Below are 22893 nucleotides of genomic sequence, written 5' to 3' on the forward strand. Positions count from 1 at the left end.
GACGCTAAAACGGTTTAGCGATATTATTTTTTCGTATTGTTCCTCCTTAGTTCAGTCGGTAGAACGGTGGACTGTTAATCCATATGTCGCAGGTTCGAGTCCCGCAGGAGGAGCCACTAATTTCCTTTAGTTTTGCTTTTGTTCTTGTTTTATTTGTCTCCTTTTATAAAACAGTGATTCATACCTCCAGAATTAGAAAAAAAGAAACCCCGTAGGTTTTCTACGGGGTTTCTTTTTTTCTATATCTTGTCAAAACAATTCTTATTTCTTCAAGATTATCATCACAGAATATCCTAAGTATAAATCAACCTAATTCGGTTTATGCTGTGATGATGTGTTCATTATTTAGTAAATAACGAAAGAGATTCCAAATGTCCGGTATGTGGGAACATATCGATCATTGCCGCTTTTTGCAGTTTATAACCGGCTTGAATCAGTTTTTCCGCATCTCGGACTAAGGTAGCGGGATTACAAGAAACATAAACGATCGTTCCGGGATTCAATGCGGCTAAATGATCTAAACAGAAAAATGCGCCGTTACGCGCCGGATCTAATAACACTTTGTTAAACGGTTCGCTTGCCCACGGTTTATCGGCAAAAGGTTCGTCTAGGTTGGTTTGGTAAAATGCTACGTTTTTTAGACCGCTTGTATCACGATTCTGCTTGGCTTGTGCAACCATCGGCTCAACGCCTTCCACCCCCACAACAAAGCCGGCTTGCTTGGCAATCGGCAAAGTGAAGTTTCCCATACCGCAGAATAAATCCAGTACTCGATCTTGTGCGGAAAGATCAAGCCATTCCAACGCTTTATCTACCATCTTTTCATTTAAGTCGCCGTTTACTTGAATGAAATCACGAATCGAAAAGCCCAGTTTAACGCCGTGAATTTGATAATACGGCGCTTCACCGCTTAAGTGAGTAATGTCATTTTCAGCGGTCATCACATACAATGAAAGTGAATGCCGTTCGGCAAATTGTTGCAAGTTTCGGCTGTCTTGCGGATGGAATTGTCCTACGTTACGTATCAACATCGTAATGGTATCATCCGCTTGAACCAGTTCAATATGCCCAAGCGTCTTTTTGTTCTGCCAAGTGTTAAATAGGCTTTGTAGCGGTTTGATAAGCTGAGAAAGCGGCTCGACCAACACTCCACACTGCTCAAGCGGTATGATTTGGTTTGAATTTTGCATTCTAAAACCAATCGCTAACTGATTATTTTGTAACGCAATACTGAGTTTTGCTCGGCGGCGATAGCCTTTATCGTTACCGATGATCATCGGTTGAAAATCAATCGGCTGTGATTGCAGTTTTTGTAAGCGTTGAAAAAGTGCCTGTTGTTTGGCTTCACGCTGTAAATCCAGCGGAATATGCTGCATTTGGCAGCCGCCGCATTTGCCGTAGAGAGCACAACTCGGCTGTTGGCGTGCGGCGGATTGCTTTAAAATTTTAACCGCTTTTGCTCGCCCGTATTGGCGTTTTTCTTCCAACACTTGGATTTCAACTTGTTCGTTAGGTAAGGCATTTTCGATAAACCACGTTTTACCGTTAATTTTCGCCACGCCTAAACCTTGGTAATCCAAAGATTGAATGGTAACCGGCGGACAAGCGGTCACTTTTGCCGATTTTTTTGCTTGCTGTTTTGCAGCTTTTTCAGAGTAGAACAGTGCCATTTTTAGTGTAAAATCAAATTCGTAAAGTCAGTTATTATATATGAAAAAGGGGGAAAGATGATTTCCAATGTTTGGACCGAACGTTTTTTGGCGGATAAACAGCGGGAGCAAGACCACCGCTCGCCGTTTCAGCGAGATCGCGCGAGAATTTTACATTCCGAAGCCTTTCGTTGCCTACAAGCTAAAACACAAATTCATGCGGTTGGCGAAGACGATTTTTATCGTACGCGTTTGACTCATTCGCTCGAAGTGGCACAGATTGGCAGTAGTATCTGTGCCAAATTATTGCAAGACACACAAGGTTTTCAAGCGGTCGTTTCCGAGCAAAAATTTGCAAATTTTGCTGAAAATCTGACCGCTTTATTGCCGTCTCGCAGTTTGATTGAATCGCTTTGTTTCGCTCACGACATCGGGCATCCGCCGTTCGGACACGGCGGCGAAATGGCACTCAATTATAAAATGCGTGCGCATGGCGGTTTCGAAGGTAACGCCCAGTCGTTTCGGATCGTTACCCAACTTGAGCCTTATACGCCGCAACACGGTATGAACCTCACGCGCAGAACCTTGTTAGGCATTATTAAATATCCGGCACTGCTTGAAGAAACCGAACCGCAAGCACGCCCGCAATTTGCCGAGTCGCCTTATATCAACTTGCACCAATTCAAAACCTGTAAGGGTATATTTAGCGATGATCAAACCTTTTTTGATTGGGTATTGGCGCCGTTAAGCGAGCAAGATCGTAAGTTGCTACGTACGATAAGTTTCAGCGAAGATCCGTTTGAACCGCATAAAACGCAATATAAATCGCTGGATTGCAGCATTATGGAACTTGCCGATGACATTGCCTACGGCGTACACGATTTGGAAGATGCGATTGCCGGCGGAATGGTCACGCCGCAATCGTGGCAACAGGCGGAGCAACAATTAGCACAATATTCTTCAAGTTGGATTCAAACGATTTTACCGACCCTTAGTCAAAAATTATTTTCACAACATCGTTATGAACGGAAAGATGTGATCGGAGCGTTAGTCAATTATTTTGTGACCAATGTCCAATGGCGTGAGCAACCGGGTTTTGATGAGCCGTTATTACGTTTTAATGCTTATTTGCCGGACGATGTGAAATGTGTGTTGGAAATTTTAAAACGCTTTGTTTACCAATATGTGATTTGCGATGTGAAAACGCAGAGAGTGGAATATAAAGGGCAGCGAATTTTAATGGCGTTGTTTGATATGTTAAGCACCGATCCGGAGCGTTTATTACCACAAAATGTCGCATTACGTTGGCAACAATCGACACCGTCAAAACGCCCTCGGGTAATTTGCGATTATCTGGCAGGTATGTCGGACGGACAGGCATTTAAGCTTTATCAAAGTTTATAAGCCGGTAATTTATCGGCTCGAAAATCCGAATTGTTTATTCGATAGCCGCTTTATTTATAAAGCGGTTTCTTTTCGCTGAAAATTTGCAAAATCACGTAAGAATCCGACCGCTTGAAGTGTGAAATTTGCTAGAATAGATAATAATTTATAAATAGGAGAAATAACCCCAAAATGTTCGTAGTAGGTCAGCGCTGGATTAGCGAATCAGAAAATAATTTAGGCTTAGGTATCGTAACGGCAAGTGATAATCGTACCGTTACCATTCAATTTCCTGCCGCAGAAGAAGAGCGTATTTATGCGCTTTCGGTCGCCCCTTTAACAAGAGTACAATTTCAAAAAGGCGATCGTATTAATAGCGTGGAAGGTTGGCAGTTAGATGTTGAAGAGGTAGTCGAAAACCAAGGTTTTATTATCTATTTAGGTAAGCGAGCGGATTCCGGTGAAGAAGCCGTATTGCCCGAAATGCAGTTAGACCATAAAGTGAGTTTCAGCAAGCCGCAAGACCGTTTATTTTCAGCACAAATCGACCGTTCCGATCGCTTTGCTTTACGTTATCGAGCATTACAACATCAACAAGCCCAATTTCAATCGCCGCTACGAGGAATGCGAGGCATTCGTGCAAGTTTAATTCCGCATCAATTACATATTGCCAAAGAAGTCGGTCAGCGTGTTGCGCCTCGTGTATTATTGGCGGATGAAGTCGGTTTAGGTAAAACCATTGAAGCCGGTATGATTTTGCAACAACAGCTTTTCTCCGGCAGAGTCGAGCGTGTATTGGTGCTGGTGCCGGAAAGTTTGCAACATCAATGGCTAGTTGAAATGTTACGTCGTTTCAACTTGAAATTTTCATTATTTGATGAAGAACGTTGTGCCGATTTCGATAAAGCGGATGAAGACGGTAATGATGTCAGCGAAAATCCATTTGATAGCGAAGCGTTAGTGATTGCCTCAATCGACTGGTTGGAAAGCTCGCCGAATCGTGCTAAACAAGTATTGGCAAGTAATTGGGATATGCTCATCGTTGATGAAGCTCATCATTTGGAATGGTCGGAAAACGAGCCGAGTGTCGGCTATCAATTTGTTGAGCGTTTATCAAAACAAACTCCGGCAGTATTGCTTCTCACCGCAACGCCTGAGCAACTCGGACAAGAAAGTCATTTTGCCCGTTTAGCATTATTGGATGCGGATCGATTCTATGATTACAACAGCTTTGTTGCCGAACAAAAAGATTACAAACCGGTGACGGATGCGGTGGCGACTTTACTAAATGACAAGCCGTTAAGTAATGATGAGCAAAATAGCATTGCGGATCTGTTGAGTGAGAAAGACACCGAGCCGATGTTTAAGGTCATCAATAGCGAAAAATCGAAAGAAAATGACCGCTTGCAAGTACGTCAAGAATTGATTCGTGAGCTGATTGATCGCCACGGTACCAGCCGTGTGTTATTCCGCAATACGCGTCAAGGTGTGAAAGGCTTCCCGCACCGTGTTTATCATCAAATTACTTTGGAAATGCCAAGCCAATATACCAATGCGTTAAAAGTGATGGGTATGATGGGCGGTGTAACCAAAGATGATCAGCTTTATCCGGAACGTTTATTCCAACGTATGAATCCGGCGGCAAAATGGGCGGATTTTGACCCTCGTATCGAATGGTTGATTACGTTCTTGAAAAATCACCGTGACGAGAAAATCTTGGTGATTTGTAAGCAAGCGGATACGGCGATTGCGCTTGAACAAATCTTACGTGAACGTGAAGCGATTCGTTCGGCGGTGTTCCACGAAAAAATGTCGATTGTAGAACGAGACAGAGCTTCCGCTTACTTTGCCCAAATGGAAGAGGGTGCTCAGGTCTTGATTAGTTCGAGTATCGGCTCGGAAGGGCGTAACTTCCAATTTGCCAGCAATTTAGTGTTGTTCAATTTACCGGATAATCCGGACTTGTTGGAACAAAGTATCGGACGTTTAGACCGTATCGGTCAGAAAAATGATATTCAGATTCATGTACCGTGTTTTGAAAATTCAATGCAGATGATATTAGCGACTTGGTATCATCAGGGCTTAAATGCGTTTGAAGAAACCTGTCCGATGGGCGCTGCGTTATTCCGTGAATTCGGCGAAGAATTGGAAGGCTTCTTGAAGAACCCGCAAGCGGTCGGATTTGACGAATTTCTTGCAAGAACCTTTAAACGTCAGCAACAGTTGAAGGCAGAATTAGAGCAAGGTCGAGATCGTTTGCTTGAGCTCAATTCAAATGGCGGTGAAGTGGCACAAGCGTTGGCTGAAGCGATCGCGAAAGAAGATAATAATCCGCACTTAGTCAATTTTGCGTTGAGTTTATTTGATGTTATCGGCTTAGAGCAGGAAGATTTAGGCGAGCAATCTATCGTGATTAGCCCGACCGGTCATATGTTAGTGCCGGACTTTCCGGGCATTGCCGAAGACGGCACGACTGTGACTTTTGATCGCCAGCTTGCACTCATGCGAGAAGACGTTGAGTTTTTAACTTGGGATCACCCAATGATTCGTAACGGTATTGACTTGATTACTTCCGGATATATCGGTAAATCGGCAATTTCGTTACTGATTAATAAAAACTTACCGGCAGGCACTTTATTGCTTGAAGCGATTTATATGGTGGAAACTCAAGCTCCGAAAGGTTTAAATTTAACGCGTTTCCTACCGCCGACACCGGTGCGTATCTTATTAGATAATAAAGGTAACGATATGGCGGCCCAGGTGTCGTTTGCAGGGCTTGAGAAGCAGTTAAAACCGCTGAATAAACAAATGGCAAATAAAATTGCGAAAATGGCGCAAGCGGATATTAAAAAATTAATCGGTATCAGCGAGCAAAAAATCGCAGCTAAATTACCGGAATTAATCGAAAAGGCCAGCCAAGATGCGGATAGTACATTAAGTGCGGAATTGCATCGTTTAACCTCGTTACAAGCGGTGAATAAAAATATTCGTTCTGATGAAATTGAAGCATTGGAACAACAACGCATTGAATCGCTTAAGCAAATTGCATTAGCGAATTGGCGTTTAGACAGCTTACGTGTGGTTGTAAGTAATAAAGAATAGAGTATTTATCACGGAATAGACGGAAACACGGCAAGCGTGAATTTACAGAAAAACTTCAAAATTCACCGCTTGTTTATTGTATTTGTCCATTCCGTGTTTTTTATGGTAAGAAATATGGCATTAATTGAATATCATCCTCCACTTGAACCGTTTTTAACGGAAGTCTATCGTGACAATCATATTTTAGTGATTAATAAACCGAGCGGTTTGCTTTCCGTGCCGGGCAATCGCCCTGAGTATTATGACAGTGCAATGACACGTGTCCAGCAGAAATACGGCTTTACCGAACCGGCACATCGTCTGGATATGGCAACCAGCGGTATTCTGTTATTTGCCCTCAGCAAAGCGGCGGAAAAAGAGCTGAAGCGTCAGTTTCGTGACAGGGAACCGAAAAAGCATTATATCGCTTTGCTTTGGGGCAAATTAGGCGAAAAGGTCGGTGATACCGGCGAAATGAATTTTCCGCTGATTTGTGACTGGGAAAATCGTCCTCGTCAAAAAATTTGTTATGAACGAGGTAAAAAGGCGATTACGCATTATGAAGTATTGGCGCATTTACCGAATAATACCACTCGAGTAAAACTCACCCCGATTACCGGTCGCTCACATCAGCTAAGAGTACATTCGCTTGCGTTAGGGCATCCGATTCTCGGCGATAAATTTTATGCTAGTCCGTTAGCTAAAAGTTTATCGCCTCGTTTGTGTTTGCATGCGGAATCGTTATCCATTACGCATCCGATAACCGGTGAAGCGATGACTTTTACCGCTCAAACGGAATTCTAATGAAGTTAATTTAAATTATTTTACAAAAATGCTTTACATAAATTAATTTATTATTTACAATGTTTTCGTTCTATGACAAACCACCCTTGTTATAGAACGGGTCATCATCCAAATGACTTAGAAAATTTTATTCATTCCTAATATATTGGCTAGGATTTATTCCTAGCCGTTTTTTATGCCAAACGAGCTAAATCGTTAAGCAATCAGTGTTTTATAATAACCCCAATCGAAATATTGTCCGGGATCGATTTTACGTTCCGGTGCAATATCGCAATGTCCGGCGATACGTTGTAAGGTGATTTCAGGATATTCCGTCATCAGTGCTTGAGTTAAGTGCGCCAAGGATTGGTATTGCGCTTCGGTAAACGGCTGATGATTACTGCCTTCCAGCTCAATCCCAATCGAATATTCATTACATTTATCTCGCCCGTTAAATTCGGAAAGTCCGGCGTGCCATGCCATATCGTTAAAATTGACATATTGAGTAATTTCGCCTTTACGGTTAATTAAGCAGTGTGCCGAAACGCGTAAGTCTTTGATTTCTTCAAAATAAGGATGAACGGTCGGATCTAAATTACCTTGGAAAAATTGGTCGATAAAATTACCGCCGAACTGTTCCGGAGGCAGGCTGATATAGTGAATCACTAACAGTGAAATATCGTTCGCTATCGGGCGAGCGTTAAAGTGAGGAGAAGGAACTTGTTTTTGATGAATAAGTATGCCGTTTTGTATCGTGAGATCCATATATTTCCTTTCTGTTTCTATTGAGCCGGTGAATGATAACTTATGCTATTTTCCGTGTTTTCCGCTTTGTTCCGTGTTAAAATCACAATTCATAACATATTGAAAAAATAGAGAGAATTTATGCTCAGCTATCGCCATAGTTTCCATGCCGGCAATCATGCGGATGTGGTAAAACATATTGTTCAGCTTTTGATTTTACAATCATTAAAACAGAAAGATAAAGGCTTTCTTTATTTGGATACGCATTCCGGTGTCGGGCGTTATAGCTTATTAAGCGCGGAATCGGAGAAAACCGGCGAATATCTGGAAGGTGTTGCCCGTTTGTGGGAGCGAACGGATTTGCCGGAAGAAGTCGCGTTATACATTAATGAACTGAAAAAAATTAATAAAGGCGAGAAATTACGCTATTACGCCGGCTCGCCGTTATTGGCGGTTAATCAGTTACGTCCGCAAGATCGTGCGATTTTAACCGAATTACATCCGAACGATTTCCCGTTATTACGCCAAGAGTTTGCGAAGAAAGATAATGTCGTTACCAAGCGTGAAAACGGTTTTCAGCAATTAAAATCCGCATTACCGCCGAAAGAGCGTCGTGGTTTTGTGTTAATCGATCCGCCGTACGAATTAAAAGAAGATTATGAATTGGTGGTGAAAGCGATAGAGGAAGGCTATAAACGTTTTGCCACGGGTATTTATGCGATTTGGTATCCGGTGGTATTACGCCAGCACACTAAACGTATTGTACGCGGTTTGGCGGATAGCGGTATTCGTAAAATTTTACAAATTGAATTGGCGGTACGTCCGGATTCCGATCAACGTGGTATGACGGCAAGCGGTATGATTGTGATTAATCCGCCTTGGCAATTAGAAAGCCAGATGAAAAAAGTGCTTCCGTATCTTGCCGAAGTGCTGGTTCCGGAAGGAACGGCATCTTGGACGGTGAGTTGGATCACGCCGGAATAATTTGATTAGCCGCAGATAACGCAGATAAACGGAAGTTTCCGTGAAAATTGGCGTTATCTGTGGTTTTTTTTATATAAGGAAACAATATGGAACAATATAAACACGATTTTATTGAATTTGCATTAAGCCGTAACGTTTTAAAATTCGGCGAATTTACCCTGAAATCAGGCAGAAAAAGCCCGTATTTCTTTAATGCGGGTTTATTTAATACCGGTAGAGATCTTGCCAAACTCGGTGAGTTTTATGCGCAGGCGATTCAAGCAAGCGGTCTAAATTTCGACGTACTTTTCGGACCGGCTTATAAAGGTATCCCGATTGCAACGACGGTTGCGGTTGCGTTAGTTAATCAATTTGATGTGGATAAGCCTTGTTGCTTTAACCGTAAAGAAGCGAAAGATCACGGCGAGGGCGGTAATCTTATCGGTTCGCCGTTGAAAGGCAGAATCTTATTAGTTGATGACGTGATTACCGCCGGTACGGCAATCCGTGAATCGATGGAAATCATTAATGCGAATCAAGCGGAATTAGCAGGCGTATTGATTGCGTTAAATCGTAAAGAAAAGGGCAAAGGCGAGCTTTCCGCAATTCAAGAAGTCGAACGTGATTACGGCTGCCAAGTTTTCTCGATTATCGATTTTGACGATTTAATTCAATTTATTGAAAAATCGGAACAATACGCACCGTATTTAGCTTCAATGCGTGCCTATCGCGAGCAGTACGGCGTGTAAGAATCTCGAAATTGATTATGAATTAATTTCATAAAAAATCGAAAAAGTTTCACATTAATTTGAATGATTTCCCTTGAGTGATGCAGTTCGTTCGCTTACGATAACTACGAAATATCACATTAACGGAGTACCCTAGTTATGGCAGCAAAAAATTTACCTTTTCATGCGGATACGGTCGGTTCGTATTTAAGAACGGATGCGTGGAAAAAAGCACATGCGGATTATAAAGCCGGCACGATTTCACTTGAAGCGCGCGATGCGATTGTTGAAGAAGAAGTAAAAAAATTAGTACAAGCACAATTAGATGCCGGTATTCAAGTGGTAACAGACGGTGAGTTCCATCGTTCTTGGTGGCACATCGATTTCTTAGAGAATTTAAACGGTATCGAAGGTTATGTACCGGAGAAAGCGTATGCGTTTAAAGGCGTAGCGGTACGTCCGTACAACACGCGTTGTTGCGGTAAAGTTTCTTGGAATCCGAATCATCCGTTCCTTGAGCATTTCAAAAAATTTAATGCGATTGTCGCCGGTAGAGCGGTAGCAAAATTTACTATTCCAAGCCCGAACCAGTTAATGTATCCGGTACAATGGGATCACGGTATCTATGCAACCCGTGAAGAATTTGCCAAAGATGTACAACAGGCTTATAAAGATGCGATTAAAGCGTTCTATGATGCGGGGTGTCGCTACTTACAGATTGATGACGTATATTGGGGATCACTCTGCAATAATTACCAACAACCGACCTTTGAAGCGGATAAAGCGCAAGCGGTTGCCAATATTCAAGCGATTTTAGCGGACAAACCGGCTGATTTAACCATCACGACTCACGTTTGTCGCGGTAACTATAAATCTTCTTATTTATTAGAAGGCGCTTATGACCCGATTGCGGACGGTTTATTCGGTCAAACCAATTATGACGGTTACTTCTTAGAATATGATGATGAACGTTCAGGCGGTTTCGAGCCGTTAAAACATTTTGCGAATAATAAAGGTCGCGTGGTGTTAGGTTTAATCAGTTCTAAATTCCCAGAATTGGAAGATAAAGAAGCGATTAAAGCACGTATCGCTGAAGCGGCGAAATATGTACCGCTTGAGCAGCTTTGTTTAAGCCCACAATGCGGTTTTGCTTCAACCGAAGAAGGCAATGTGATGACCGAAGAGCAGCAATGGGCAAAAGTGCGTCACGTTGAAGAAATTGCGAAAGAAGTGTGGGGCGAAGATTAATTTCATTTAGTCTGAATAACGAGATAAAAGTGAATTAGGTGCAACCCTAATTCACTTTTTTGTTACTTAAGCGAAGTTATTTTAAACGTGAAAAGCCTTTTTCTAAATCGGCAATCAAATCCTCGACCGCTTCTAAGCCGACGTGAATACGGATCAGTGTGCCGCTGAGTTTTCTTTCGATTGCAGGACGGATACGAGCGATTTCTTCCGGTTGGTTAGCGAGAATGAGCGATTCAAAACCGCCCCAAGAATATGCCATGGTAAATAATTCGAAATGATCTAAAAAGTTAGCTAATTGTTCGTCGTTTAACTTTTGGTTAAGTTCGAATGAAAACAGACCGCTTGCCCCTTTAAAATCACGTTTGAAAAATTCGTGTCCCGGACAGCTTGGAAGTGCAGGGTGGAAGACCGCTTTCACTTCCGGACGTTGTGCCAGCCATTGCGCCACTTGAATAGAGCGTTCTTGGTGTTCTTTCAATCGAATACCGAGCGTACGTAAACCTCTCGCCGTAGTATAAGCGGAATCGGCATCAATCATTTGACCCATTAAATACGAACGTTCGCGAAGTTGATCCCAACAACGCGCATTGGATACCGCCGTACCGATCATCACATCGGAATGGCCGACTAAATATTTTGTGCCGGCTTGAATCGAAATATCAATCCCGAATTCAAGCGCAGGGAATAACACACCGCCCGCCCAAGTATTATCAATCATAATCACCATATTCGGATTGACTTCACGAGCAATGCGCACCAAGGTCGGAATATCCGGCACTTCCATTGTCAGTGAACTTGGCGATTCTAAAAATAGCACTTTAGTATTCGGTCGAATAAGTGCACGAATGCCTTCACCGATGAGCGGATCGTAATAAGTGGTGCTTACCCCGATATTTTTTAAGATAACGTTACAAAAATCTTGGGTCGGCTCATAAGCCGCACCGGTCATTAATACGTGATCGCCTTGTGATACGAAAGCTAAAATGGAATTAGTCACGGCCGCCGCACCGCACGGATAAAGATAGCAACCGGCTCCGCCTTCTAGTTCACACATCGCGTCTTGTAGAGCGAAGTGGGTGAGCGTGCCTCGTCTGCCGTAAAATAATTCGCCTTTATAGCGGTTGCGAGTGGCATGCTTTTTTTGTGATACCGATTCAAATACTAAAGATGAAGCGCGTTGTACGACAGGATTAACGGAACCTTGGGTATAACGCGATTTACGTCCGGCATGAACTAATTTAGTTTCTAATTGAGATAAGTTTGACATTGTATTTCCTTATTATAGTTATAAAAAAGCGGTCGGATTTCAGCAAAATTTTGCAAAAATTCGACCGCTTGTAAGATTATCTGAATACGCTACGGTACTGAGGTTTTGCTCGTTTAAATTGACTAAGCAATACGATAACGAACATAAGAGCAAAAATAGAAAATGCGAGGATAAGCCATTCCGGCATACCAAGTCCGAACATTTCCCATTGTTTTTCGCTGCAATTGACCGGACCCGGGGCAAAGATGCTTGGGAACCACTGATCAAACGGCATCGTTTGCGGGAATTCGGGTTTAAACTCGCATTGGTTCCAAGGGGAAGGATTCGCTTGGTAATCATGATGTTTGATTGCAAGAGCAAGTCCTTTGAAGGCACTAAATCCCCAAAGTAATAATGCTAACCAGCGTGTTAGGAAAAAACGAGGTGAAATGGCACCGACTAACCCAGCGATAAGTAATCCGAAAATTGCCAAACGTTCATAAACGCACATTACGCAAGGCACTAATCCCATTCCGTATTGAAAATAAATGGCACTTGCTTCAAGTGCGAAAGCAACAAAAGCAAGCAGTAACCATGCAGTTCGATTTAATGAGAGTTCTTTAAAGTAACTGAGCATAATAGGCACCTCTGGTCTGAATAATTTTTACATTGTACCTGATTTTGTTCGGTTTTCGTAAAAAATCTCCCCACTTTTAGGGGAGATTCTTTGAATTATCGAGTAATGATCCAACCCCAGTTAGACATTAGCTCTGTAAGCGGCGGGAGTAAAAACTCTAATGATAAGAAGCCGATAATAGAAAGTACGATCGTATAAGGCAATGCCATATATAACATTTTACCGTATGAAAGTCGGATTAACGGTGCAAACGGTGAAGTAAGCAAGAATAGGAACGCCGCTTGTCCGTTTGGTGTTGCGACAGACGGTAAGTTCGTGCCGGTATTGATTGCCACCGCAATTAAATCGAATTGTTCACGACTAATAATTGCCGATTCGAGTGCGGTTTTCGCTTCGTTAATATACACCGTACCGACGAATACGTTATCCGAAATCATCGATAATAAGCCGTTAAATACATAGAACAATGCCAATTGAGAATGAGGATCGGCAGAAAGCACGTAACTGATAATCGGCTCGAATAATTTCAGATCGACAATGACGGCAACAACCGTAAAGAAGACTACGATTAACGCGGTAAACGGCATCGGTTCTTGGAATGAACGACCGATTGCGTGTTCATCGGTGATACCGCAGAATGCCGTACAGATAATGATGATAGTTAAACCGATAATACCGACATCGGCAAGATGGAGCGCCAGACCGACAATCAACCAAATCCCCGCTAACGCTTGGATGCCCATTTTGACACGATCTTGTTGAGTCATACGTTGCTCTTTTAATAAATTATAACGAGCAAGTACGCCCCATACGCGGCGAGGTAAACGCGCCCCATAACCGAAAATTTTAAAGTGTTCTAACAATAAGCAAGTAATTACACCGCAAATTAAAACCGGTAAACTAACGGGTAATACACGTAATAAGAACTCAATGAAGCCCCATTCCGCTTGACCGGCGATAATTAAGTTTTGCGGCTCGCCAACCATGGTCATTACACCGCCTAAAGCACTACCGACGGCAGCATGCATTAAAAGACTACGTAAGAAGGCACGGAATTGTTCGAGAATTTCTTTATTCGTAATAATTTTTTCGTCATTACTAATATCCGTCGAATCTTCGAAACTATTACCGGAAGCGACTTTATGATAAACACCGTAGAAACCGGTACCGACACTAATAATTACGGCAATTACGGTTAATGCGTCTAAGAATGCGGAGAGGAAGGTCGCACTTAAACAAAACGCAAGAGAAAGAATTTTCTTAGAATGGATAACAATTAACAATTTGGTAAATACATATAAAAGCAATTGCTTCATAAAATAAATACCGGCAACCATGAACATTAATAATAAAATTACTTCAAAGTTAGCCATGATCTCTTCTTTAACGTGATGAGCGGAGGTCATCCCGATGAAAACCGCTTCAATTGCTAACAGACCGCCGGGTTGTAACGGATAGCATTTTAATGCCATGGATAAGGTAAAGATGAATTCTGCGACTAATGCCCAGCCGGCAACGAAAGGGCTAATAAAAAAGTAAATTAACGGATTAATAACTAAAAAAGCGATAATACAGATTTTGTACCATTCGGGAGCTTTACCTAAAAAGCTTTTAAATATAGCGTTCGAGCTATCCATTAAGAACCTCCATTAAAATAATAAGTTTTGTTAATTGTAATCCAGTTTAGATTAAAGGATAATAGCCTTTATCTCATTTTTTACGAGATTTTTTTTGATTTTGAATAAAAATTGTTTCTTTTTTTAAATTTTGGGTCACTTTTGCGGAGCAGGGAATTTTATACATGGACAACTCTTATATTTTAAAAGCTCAAAGTCCTGCGGCACTGGCGGAAGAATATATTGTCAGAAGTATTTGGAATAATAAATTTCCGGCGGGGACGGATTTGCCTGCCGAACGTGAGTTGGCGGATAAAATCGGAGTAACCAGAACAACATTACGAGAAGTGTTACAAAGACTGGCGCGTGACGGTTGGTTACATATTCAGCATGGAAAACCGACCCGAGTGAATGACGTGTGGGAAACGGCAGGGCCGAATATAATCAGCACGATTATTAAATTAGATAGATCATACCTTCCGGTTATTATTGCGAATGTAGTTTCACTACGAACTCGTATGGCGGAATCTTATATTCCGGAGGCGGTAAGATTAAATGCGGAAGCATGTGTCGCATTTTTTAATCAATTGGATGAATTGGAAGATACGGCGGATGCATTTGCCACTTTTGATTATAAACTGTTTAGACAATTTACTTTTACCGCAAATAAACCGGTATATGCCTTGATTTTAAACAGCTTTAAAGGTATGTATCATCAAGTCGCAAGTATTTTCTTTGCCGATCCCGTTTGCCGTCAGCTGACATTAAAATTTTATCGTGACTTATTAAATGCGTGTGTAGAAAAAGATCATGAGAAAACCTCATTGATTATGGCGCAAAATCGCCAATCAAGCAGCGAAATTTGGGGAAAACTTTTACAAAGTATTCCGGAAAATTTCGGTGAATTAAAATAGGATATGTTTTGAACGAAATTCTCTTCACTTTAGAACCACAGGATAACGCTCGTTTACAATCGCTTTGCGGCGCATTTGACGAGCATTTAACTTTAATTGAAAAAAGTTTTAATCTGGTTATTGCCCGTAACGGTTTTTCTTTTTCTATTCAATCGGCTGAAGACAGTCATTATTCGGCGACTTTAATTCAAAATGCGGCAAAGTTATTAAAACGACTTTATACCGATACCGCACCGATTAAAGGCAAAATTAAAGAACTTGATTTGGAAGATATTCATTTGGCGATTCAGGAAAGCCGAATGTTATTGCAAAATCAATGGGTATCCGGTTCACAAGGCGAGATTTCGATTAAAACGAAACGCGGTGTAATTAAACCGCGCGGCGAACACCAACAAGCCTATTTAAGAAATATTCTTAGCCACGATATTAGTTTCGGTATCGGACCGGCGGGAACGGGCAAAACCTTTCTTGCGGTGGCGGCAGCGGTAGAATCGCTTGAACGGCAAGAAATTCGTCGAATTTTACTGACTCGCCCAGCGGTTGAAGCGGGTGAAAAATTAGGTTTTTTACCCGGTGATCTCGGGCAAAAAATCGAACCCTATTTAAGACCGTTATATGATGCGTTATTTGAAATGTTAGGTTTTGAAAAAGCGCAAAAATTGATGGAACGCAATGTGATTGAAATCGCACCGCTTGCTTATATGCGCGGGCGTACGCTAAATGATGCGTTTATTATTTTAGACGAAAGCCAAAATACCACGACGGAACAGATGAAGATGTTCTTAACCCGTATCGGCTTTAATTCAAAAGCGGTCATTACGGGCGATATTACTCAAGTCGATTTACCTCGTAGCCAAAAATCGGGTTTAAAACATGCCATGGAAGTGTTGAAAGATGTGCCTGATCTAAGTTTTAACTATTTCGACAGTCATGATATTGTGCGCCATCCGGTAGTAGCTAAAATCGTACAGGCTTATGATGTTTGGGAAGCGGAAGACGAACAGCGGCGCGAGCAACGCCGTTTGGAAAAATTGGCTTTGGAACAGCAGAAAATTTTAGAACAAGCGGAACAACTTTAAAATTGAAAAAAGCAGCGTTTTTTGATCTGACCCCAAAAAGTTAGACTGTTTAATTTAAGGACTGAGTTCTGTATTGTACAGGGCTCAGTCCTTTTAATTTCACTTGAATACGCTCATTGTTGTAATAATGAATGTACTCGTGAATCACTTTCTCAAGTTGTTCGAAAGTTTCAAATCGCTTACCAAAGTAACATTCCGTTTTCAATCGCCCAAAAAAACTTTCCATTGCCCCATTATCCAAGCAATTCGCTTTTCTCGACATACTTTGTTTAATATGATGTTTTCTCAGCATGTCTTGATAGTCTGCCATCTGGTATTGCCAGCCTTGGTCGGAATGTAAAATCGGTTTAGCGCCCTTAGGCAGTTTTGCGACTGCTTGCTTTAGCATCCGCATCACTTGCTCAAAGTTAGGGCTTCTTGCTAAATCATAAGCAAGAATTTCACTATTAAACAAGTCCTTAATAGGCGATAAATAGAGCTTGCCTTCCGCACATTTAAACTCGGTGATATCCGTGACGAGCTTTTCATTTGGCGCCGTTGCGTGAAAATCCCGTTGCAATACATTCTCGGCAATTTTACCCACTTCACCTTGATAAGAGCGATATTTCCTCTGCTTACATTTCCCTTTTAAATCAAGCTGTTGCATTATCCTTTGAATACGCTTATGGTTAATCGCACCCAAAAAATCACGTAACTTTAACGTAATACGACGATAGCCGTAATTGCCATCATTATCTTGATAAATCTCAATCACTTTCTGCCTAATCACTGCATTTTTATCGATTTTAGGCGGTAAGTGATAAAAGAGCGTACTACGTTTTAAACCAGTCAAAGGGAGGAGGATTTCTAAGGGAAAATCCACTCTCAACGTTTTTACGATGGCTGCTTTAGCCGCATTTTTTGTTGGTTGAACTCCCGCAACTTTTTTAGGTAAGCATTCTCCGCTTCCAGCTCTAAAATACGATAACGTAAGCGTTCTTCTTCAGTTTTAGGTGGAGGAGGCATTTTGGGGTATTTCGGTTTCATTGTCGGACGACCTTTGGGCTTGGGTAATAAGCCGTTTATACCTTGTTCTTCAAAGATGTGCAACCATTGGCTAATCGAACCTGAATTAGCAATGCCAAAATGAAGGGAGGCGCTTTCCGCAGAAAATTGCCCCTTTTTGACCGCTTGTATGACGGTTAATTTGAATTCGGGGGAATATTTTTGCTTCTTACCTATCACCGCTAGCCCATTGATTCCGTTATGATTAAATTGAGCAATCCATCGAGTTAAGGTTTTCTTGGATAATTGAAAATGTCGTTGAGTGAATAAACGGTTTTTGTCATTTTGAAGATAAAACTCGATGACTTGTTGTTTGAATAGCGAGTTATATTTAGTCATAAAAAATCTGCACCTTAATCCGTTGGAGGTTTAGTCCAACTTTTGGGGGGCAGATCATTTTATACGCTGCTTTTTACTTATATCCAACCTAAATGATGTAGGACAAATAACCCGAGACTGGCGGTAAATATAGAACCGATAGTCGTGATACCGATCAAATTCGCCGCCCCTTTACCGTTTCCGCCATAGGCTCGTACCATTGCATAAGTGGCGGCGGCAACCGGTGCGGTAGCGGTTAAAAATAGAATACCGAGTTGCATCGGGTTGAGCGCAAAGACCCATTTACCTAAGATAAATAAGAACAGCGGAGCCAATATTAAGCGCGAAAAGGACGCATAAAGCACCACGCGAGTGAGCTCGCTTTCCGCCGTTTGTTGGCGAAATTGGCTTAACGCTTTAAAATCTAAGGTTGCACCGATACAGATTAATGCCATCGGCAAAGTAATATTAGCGAGAGATTGTGCCGTTTGCATTAAGGACTTAGGAATCCGAATCTGTAAGTAATTGACTACGATTCCTAATACTATTGCCTGAATAAGAGGGTTTTTCGCTACTGCGGCAGCAAGTCTGGCGGCACTAGGCTTTTGATCGCTTAATGAATTTAAAATGGTAATGACGCTTAATACATTAAATAAAATGACCAATGAAGCGGTATAAATTGAAACGGTAGCTAGTCCGGCTTCGCCGTAAGCATTAATAGTGAGAGCAAGCCCTAGAATCGCCGCATTCGTACGAAAGACGCCTTGCGTAAAAATACAACGATAACCCCGCTCACGGATATATTTTGCCGCCCACCATTCCGCTATCAGATAAATAATTAGCGTACCGCTTAGACCGGCAAAAATGAGGTTAAGATCTTTGGAATAGTCCAACGGACTTTTTACCACATTTAAAAATAACATCGTCGGTAATGCGAAATTAAACATCACTTTTGAGGCGGTATTACAAAAGTCGTCATCCACAAATTTGCGACGGCGCAAAAAAATCCCTAATAACATCAAAAGAATGGTCGGTAGCATTACTCCTATACTAAATTGCAAAGATTCGAAAAACATAATCCGGCTCCCGAGTAAAAAATAAGCGGTCAAATTTGCAATATTTTTTACAAATTTAACCGCTTGCAACTAAAGCCCCGCTTTAAGGCTGGCTTCTATAAATTTATCTAAATCACCGTCAAGTACCGCTTGCGTATTGCGGTTTTCAACACCGGTACGCAAATCTTTGATACGAGAGTCGTCTAACACATACGAACGAATTTGGCTGCCCCAACCGATATCCGATTTACTTTCTTCCATCGCTTGTTTTTCCGCATTCTTCTTCATCATTTCCATCTCGTATAATTTTGCTTTAAGCTGCTTCATACATTGATCTTTGTTTTGGTGTTGCGAACGACCGTTCTGACATTGCACCACAATACCGGATGGAATATGAGTAATACGCACCGCCGATTCGGTTTTATTGACGTGCTGACCTCCCGCACCGGACGCTCGATACACGTCAATACGTAAATCCGCCGGATTGATTTCGATATCAATATCATCATCAATTTCCGGATAAACGAAAGCAGCCGCAAATGAAGTATGGCGGCGGTTATTCGAATCAAATGGCGATTTACGCACCAAACGGTGAATACCGGTTTCGGTACGCAACCAGCCAAACGCATATTCGCCGGTGATTTTAACGGTTGCCGATTTTAAACCGGCAACATCACCATCCGACACCTCGATTAATTCAGTTTTAAAGCCTTTGCTTTCTGCCCAACGTAAATACATACGTAGCAACATTTCCGTCCAGTCTTGCGCTTCCGTACCGCCTGAGCCGGCTTGTAAATCGACATAACAATCAGCTGCATCGTGCTGACCGCTAAACATACGTTGGAATTCAAGTTTCGCTAATTTTTCTTCTAATTCGTTTGCTTCAGCTTGTGCTTCGTTAAACGTATCCTCGTCTTCCGCTTCTACGGCTAATTCGATTAAGCCTTCAACATCCTCCACACCTTGATCTAATGTACGGATCGTATTGACCACCATTTCTAACGCAGAGCGTTCTTTACCTAACGCTTGTGCTTTTTCCGGCGTATTCCAAATTTCTGGTTGTTCTAATTCAGCATTGACTTCTTCTAAACGCTCGACTTTGGCATCAAAGTCAAAGATACCCCCGAAGTACATTAGTACGCTCGGTTAAATCGGCTAATTGAGTTTTAATCGGATTTAGTTCAAACATTATTTTTCCCTCTTTTAAAATTGATCAAGAATTATAGCTCAAGCGGTCGTTTTTTTGGGGATTTTTGCAAAAAATTGCGCAGATTTGACCGCCTGACATTGCTATAATAAATAAAAAAACAAAGGAATAAATTATGCCTAAACGCCCCCAAAATATTCATAATACCCTTTTCCAATTGGAAATCTTACGTCGTATTCCAAAGGGAAAAGGGCGTTACATTACTGCAAAGCAATTACATTCCCAATTAGAAGAACTCGGTTTCGATAAAGATATTCGTACCGTACAGAGAACATTAAATATTTTATGTGAACATTTTGATATTGAAAAAGATGATCGTGATATTCAGCACGCTTATCGTTGGAAAGAACAAGCGAAAGGACTGGCAATTTCTACGTTAACGGCTCACGAATCTTTATTATTAATGTTGGCGGAGGAACATTTAAAGAATCTGTTGCCGGCGAATTTAATGAAATCCCTCAAACCGTTTTTTGATGAAGCACGTTATCAAAAACAATTTGGTAAAGAAACGCTTGAATATAAATGGTTGGATAAAGTTAGCAGCGTACCGACCAGCCAGCCATTACTTCCTGCGAAAGTTTCTCCTGATATTTTTGAAGCGGTCAGTTCGGCATTATTTGAAAATAAATTACTGAATGTTGAATATCAAAATCAGCACGGTAAGAAAAATAAAGCGCAAGTGATGCCGCTGGCTTTGGTTCAACAAGGTGGTGCAATGTATTTAGTTGTGCAATATGAGGGGTTTGAAAATTATCGTCATCTTGCCTTACATCGTATTAAAAAAGCAGCAGTTTCGACTTTCAGTTTTGAATATCCGAAAGATTTTAATCTTAAACACTATCAAGAACAGGGGAGTTTCGGTTTCGGTGATGGCAGTATGGTTAAATTGACTTTCTCCATCTCTCATTCTGCAGGCTTCCACTTAACCGAAACACCGCTTTCAAAAGATCAGCAAATTTTGCAAGAAACCGAAGCGTTTTACCGAATCCAAGCCACTGTTCCTGACAATGAAATGCTAACTTGGTGGATTCGTAAATTTGGAACGGATATTTGGGATATTAAAAGAGAAGCAATTTCAGAGTAATTAAGAATAAATCAAGCGGTAAGATTTATAATAAATCTTGTGAATCTTACCGTCTAACTTTAACGTTTTAACATATGCATTATCAATCTAATTAAGATTTCTTTCTGCTTTGGATCGGATTCAGCAACTAATAATGTGAGTGCAGCAAGCCCGGTGTCGTTAATAATCGGGAGATTGTTTTGATTAAATAAGCGTTGATTTCTATGTAGAAAATCCACAAATAAGAAAGCTCCACTTCGTTTATTTCCATCAGCAAATGGGTGATTTTTGACGACAAAGTAGAGTAAATGTGCTGCTTTTGCTTCAATACCTGGATAAGCTGGTTCACCAAATACAGTTTGTTCGATATTACCTAAAATAGCAGAAAGTCCGTTATCTCTCTCAAGCCCGAATAACTCGGAGGCTTCTCCTCGAACCATTAATTGTCGCTTTAATTCGTGTAATGCTTGTTTAGCTTGTTCAATGGTCGGTAATTTCCCTCCGGCTTGAACTTTGGGTTCGATTAGCAAACCCTCATCATATTGTTACAACCACAAAAACGTATGAGTATAACGGCTGACAATATCAACCAAACCTCGTTCGCTTTCGATTGTTAGTTCTGAAGAATTTGCTGTTTTTTGAATTAGAACTAAGGCTTGCTCTAATTCATTGGCATTTTGTTGCAGACGTTTTTGATTAATTGCATAACCTTTCGTCAAATAATCTTTTAAACGACTGGTCGCCCAGATACGAAATTGGGTAGCTGATTTGGACTTTACTCGATAGCCAACAGAAATAACCGCATCAAGATTATAGTGTTTGACCTGTCTGGTAACTTTACGATTACCTTCTAATCGAACTACCGAGAAATCCTTGGTAGTTGGAATTTCTTCTAGTTCTTTCTCATTAAAAATATTCTTTAAATGTAAACTAATATTATCTGTTGAGGTTTCAAAAATCTTCGCCATTTGAGCTTGTGAAAGCCAAACGCTTTCATTTTCAACCGAACTTCAACTTGAGTTGAGCCGTCTTCAGCTTGATAGATTTCGATTGGATTTGTCATATTTTTCTCCTTTTATTGACATCATTACCTTAGTGGAATATGCAGAAAAATATTTGAATAGTTTTGCGATGTAGATCGAGGATTTACAAAAATTAATAAAATTTCTTTCTTTGTTGTAAGAGATTAGAATTTATATTATTCTTGAATAAAATATTATTTAATACGACACAATGTGTCGTGGTGATGAGTATAATAATTTCAATGTTTTTTATGGTAGGTATTTAGTTAAGGGCATTTTTATGAAATACGAAGAAGATTTATTTCTTAGAGAAAAGTTAGAAAATCGTTATGCTACGATTTTAGAAAATCACGTTTCTTTGGTGGAAAAGATCCGTTCTTCAGGGAATTGGTCTAATATTCATTTAGGTTTTGTACCGGATGGGTATTCTAACGTGCCAGAAAATCATCGTATTTTAGTTATTGGAAGAGAAACAAGAGGTTGGTTTTCTGAAAGAGACTATCAAAAATATGGTTTAGCTGAAGTTAAATATATGCTTGATAAGAGTAAAGAGTATTTTAATAAGACGGCGGATCCGCATAAAACTGGAAAAGGAAAGACATTTTTCCACTTTATCCGTAAATTAACGAGGAATTTTAATGAGAAAGGTATTCTATGGGGGAATTTATACGCTTTTGATTTTAAAAAAGGTGATCCTAAAAAGAATAATGAGGGAATTTCCATTTTAGAATTAGAAAAGTTGTCAGCTGAATTATTAAAAGCTCAAATTGAAATTTTAAAACCTCGTATTATTATTTTTGCTACAGGTAACGGTGGAGTAGATTCCAGAAAACGTATGTTTAATTTAGATTTTTCAGGCAAAGATGAGTTTTATGATAAGTCGGGGAATCTTTTACCTAAAAAATATGTAGAATTTTTTAAATTTTCCGAGCAAGCAGAACATAATGAAATTTATTCAACCATAGACGGTTATCGAATTAGACATCCTAGCTCAAGATATAAAAAAGATAGTTCTGCAAGGGACAGTTTGGTTAAGCACTTGCTGAATAAAAATTGTTAGTAAGATTTATAAAAATGTTGTACTACATTTTTAAATTAAAGCTTGGGAGTAAA

At 40.7% G+C, this 22893-nt stretch carries 18 protein-coding genes, 1 tRNA gene and 1 pseudogene; 11 read left to right on the plus strand and 9 right to left on the minus strand.

Translation table 11 applies throughout. The features are described 5' to 3' along the window. Window positions 1-40: 40 nt before the first annotated feature. Window positions 41-116, plus strand: a tRNA-Asn gene (locus DRF63_RS01635). A 225-nt stretch (window positions 117-341) separates the two neighbouring features. Here the strand turns inward: DRF63_RS01635 and rlmD are convergent. Beyond that, window positions 342-1670 carry a 23S rRNA (uracil(1939)-C(5))-methyltransferase RlmD gene (rlmD, locus tag DRF63_RS01640; protein ID WP_005596231.1) on the minus strand — a complete coding sequence of 443 codons (1329 nt, stop codon included), beginning with the start codon at window positions 1668-1670 and terminating at the stop codon, window positions 342-344. A 57-nt stretch (window positions 1671-1727) separates the two neighbouring features. Between rlmD and DRF63_RS01645 the strand changes: the two genes are divergently transcribed. From DRF63_RS01645 to rluA, 3 genes are all read left to right on the plus strand, one after another. Next, window positions 1728-3053, plus strand: coding sequence for an anti-phage deoxyguanosine triphosphatase (locus tag DRF63_RS01645; protein ID WP_005596233.1), 1326 nt, complete (start codon window positions 1728-1730; stop codon window positions 3051-3053). 171 nt (window positions 3054-3224) lie between these two features. Beyond that, on the plus strand, window positions 3225-6134 hold the full coding sequence (gene rapA, locus DRF63_RS01650; RefSeq protein WP_005596235.1) for an RNA polymerase-associated protein RapA: 2910 nt from the start codon (window positions 3225-3227) through the stop codon (window positions 6132-6134). Between the two features lie 114 nt (window positions 6135-6248). Next, on the plus strand, window positions 6249-6917 hold the full coding sequence (gene rluA / locus DRF63_RS01655; protein WP_005619004.1) for a bifunctional tRNA pseudouridine(32) synthase/23S rRNA pseudouridine(746) synthase RluA: 669 nt from the start codon (window positions 6249-6251) through the stop codon (window positions 6915-6917). A gap of 195 nt (window positions 6918-7112) precedes the next feature. Here the strand turns inward: rluA and ampD are convergent, their stop codons facing one another. Continuing rightward, window positions 7113-7661 (minus strand): 1,6-anhydro-N-acetylmuramyl-L-alanine amidase AmpD, encoded by a 549-nt coding sequence (gene ampD / locus DRF63_RS01660; RefSeq protein WP_005596240.1) that lies wholly within the window; start codon window positions 7659-7661, stop codon window positions 7113-7115. 120 nt (window positions 7662-7781) lie between these two features. On the opposite strand from ampD, the gene DRF63_RS01665 reads away from it, so the two are divergent. The 3 genes from DRF63_RS01665 to DRF63_RS01675 all read left to right on the plus strand — a co-directional run bounded on the left by DRF63_RS01665 (window position 7782) and on the right by DRF63_RS01675 (window position 10579). Beyond that, on the plus strand, window positions 7782-8624 hold the full coding sequence (locus DRF63_RS01665) for a 23S rRNA (adenine(2030)-N(6))-methyltransferase RlmJ (RefSeq protein WP_005596243.1): 843 nt from the start codon (window positions 7782-7784) through the stop codon (window positions 8622-8624). Window positions 8625-8710: 86 nt separating this feature from the next. Further along, window positions 8711-9352 (plus strand): orotate phosphoribosyltransferase, encoded by a 642-nt coding sequence (gene pyrE, locus DRF63_RS01670; protein WP_005596245.1) that lies wholly within the window; start codon window positions 8711-8713, stop codon window positions 9350-9352. 138 nt (window positions 9353-9490) lie between these two features. Then, window positions 9491-10579 carry a 5-methyltetrahydropteroyltriglutamate--homocysteine S-methyltransferase gene (locus tag DRF63_RS01675; RefSeq protein WP_005596247.1) on the plus strand — a complete coding sequence of 363 codons (1089 nt, stop codon included), beginning with the start codon at window positions 9491-9493 and terminating at the stop codon, window positions 10577-10579. A 76-nt stretch (window positions 10580-10655) separates the two neighbouring features. On the opposite strand, the gene metC is transcribed toward DRF63_RS01675, so the two are convergent. The 3 genes from metC to nhaB form a co-directional block, all read right to left on the minus strand. Further along, entirely contained in the window at window positions 10656-11846 is a 1191-nt protein-coding gene (gene metC / locus DRF63_RS01680) for a cystathionine beta-lyase (RefSeq protein ID WP_005596249.1), read from the minus strand. Between the two features lie 76 nt (window positions 11847-11922). After that, on the minus strand, window positions 11923-12462 hold the full coding sequence (gene dsbB / locus DRF63_RS01685; protein WP_005596251.1) for a disulfide bond formation protein DsbB: 540 nt from the start codon (window positions 12460-12462) through the stop codon (window positions 11923-11925). A gap of 95 nt (window positions 12463-12557) precedes the next feature. After that, on the minus strand, window positions 12558-14099 hold the full coding sequence (nhaB, locus tag DRF63_RS01690) for a sodium/proton antiporter NhaB (protein WP_005596253.1): 1542 nt from the start codon (window positions 14097-14099) through the stop codon (window positions 12558-12560). A gap of 164 nt (window positions 14100-14263) precedes the next feature. On the opposite strand from nhaB, the gene fadR reads away from it, so the two are divergent. Both fadR and DRF63_RS01700 read left to right on the plus strand, forming a co-directional pair. After that, window positions 14264-14992, plus strand: a complete 729-nt coding sequence (fadR, locus tag DRF63_RS01695) for a fatty acid metabolism transcriptional regulator FadR (RefSeq protein WP_005596254.1) — start codon at window positions 14264-14266, stop codon at window positions 14990-14992. 8 nt (window positions 14993-15000) lie between these two features. Then, on the plus strand, window positions 15001-16071 hold the full coding sequence (locus DRF63_RS01700) for a PhoH family protein (protein ID WP_005596255.1): 1071 nt from the start codon (window positions 15001-15003) through the stop codon (window positions 16069-16071). A gap of 49 nt (window positions 16072-16120) precedes the next feature. On the opposite strand, the gene DRF63_RS01705 is transcribed toward DRF63_RS01700, so the two are convergent. The 3 genes from DRF63_RS01705 to prfB form a co-directional block, all read right to left on the minus strand. After that, window positions 16121-17454, minus strand: a protein-coding gene (locus DRF63_RS01705) for an IS3-like element ISApl3 family transposase (RefSeq protein ID WP_108744149.1) whose coding sequence is annotated in 2 segments (ribosomal slippage) — window positions 16121-17001 and window positions 17001-17454 — 1335 coding nt in all. Because the reading frame shifts where the segments join, the coding sequence is not laid out codon by codon here. Between the two features lie 77 nt (window positions 17455-17531). Next, window positions 17532-18578, minus strand: a complete 1047-nt coding sequence (locus DRF63_RS01710) for an AEC family transporter (protein ID WP_005596260.1) — start codon at window positions 18576-18578, stop codon at window positions 17532-17534. Beyond that, window positions 18579-19677, minus strand: a protein-coding gene (prfB, locus tag DRF63_RS01715) for a peptide chain release factor 2 (protein WP_100068066.1) whose coding sequence is annotated in 2 segments (ribosomal slippage) — window positions 18579-19601 and window positions 19603-19677 — 1098 coding nt in all. Because the reading frame shifts where the segments join, the coding sequence is not laid out codon by codon here. Window positions 19678-19810: 133 nt separating this feature from the next. On the opposite strand from prfB, the gene DRF63_RS01720 reads away from it, so the two are divergent. After that, window positions 19811-20779 (plus strand): helix-turn-helix transcriptional regulator, encoded by a 969-nt coding sequence (locus DRF63_RS01720; RefSeq protein ID WP_005596262.1) that lies wholly within the window; start codon window positions 19811-19813, stop codon window positions 20777-20779. Between the two features lie 59 nt (window positions 20780-20838). On the opposite strand, the pseudogene DRF63_RS01725 reads toward DRF63_RS01720, so the two are convergent. Further along, window positions 20839-21821: pseudogene (locus tag DRF63_RS01725) on the minus strand (virulence RhuM family protein/type II toxin-antitoxin system death-on-curing family toxin). 239 nt (window positions 21822-22060) lie between these two features. Here DRF63_RS01725 and DRF63_RS01730 point away from each other — a divergent pair. Next, window positions 22061-22840: a hypothetical protein gene (locus tag DRF63_RS01730; RefSeq protein WP_005596266.1), complete on the plus strand. Its 780-nt coding sequence runs from the start codon at window positions 22061-22063 to the stop codon at window positions 22838-22840. The last annotated feature ends 53 nt before the right edge of the window (window positions 22841-22893 follow it).

The sequence above is a fragment of the Actinobacillus pleuropneumoniae genome (genome assembly GCF_003290385.1).
In the GTDB taxonomy this organism is placed as follows: Bacteria; Pseudomonadota; Gammaproteobacteria; order Enterobacterales; family Pasteurellaceae; genus Actinobacillus; species Actinobacillus lignieresii.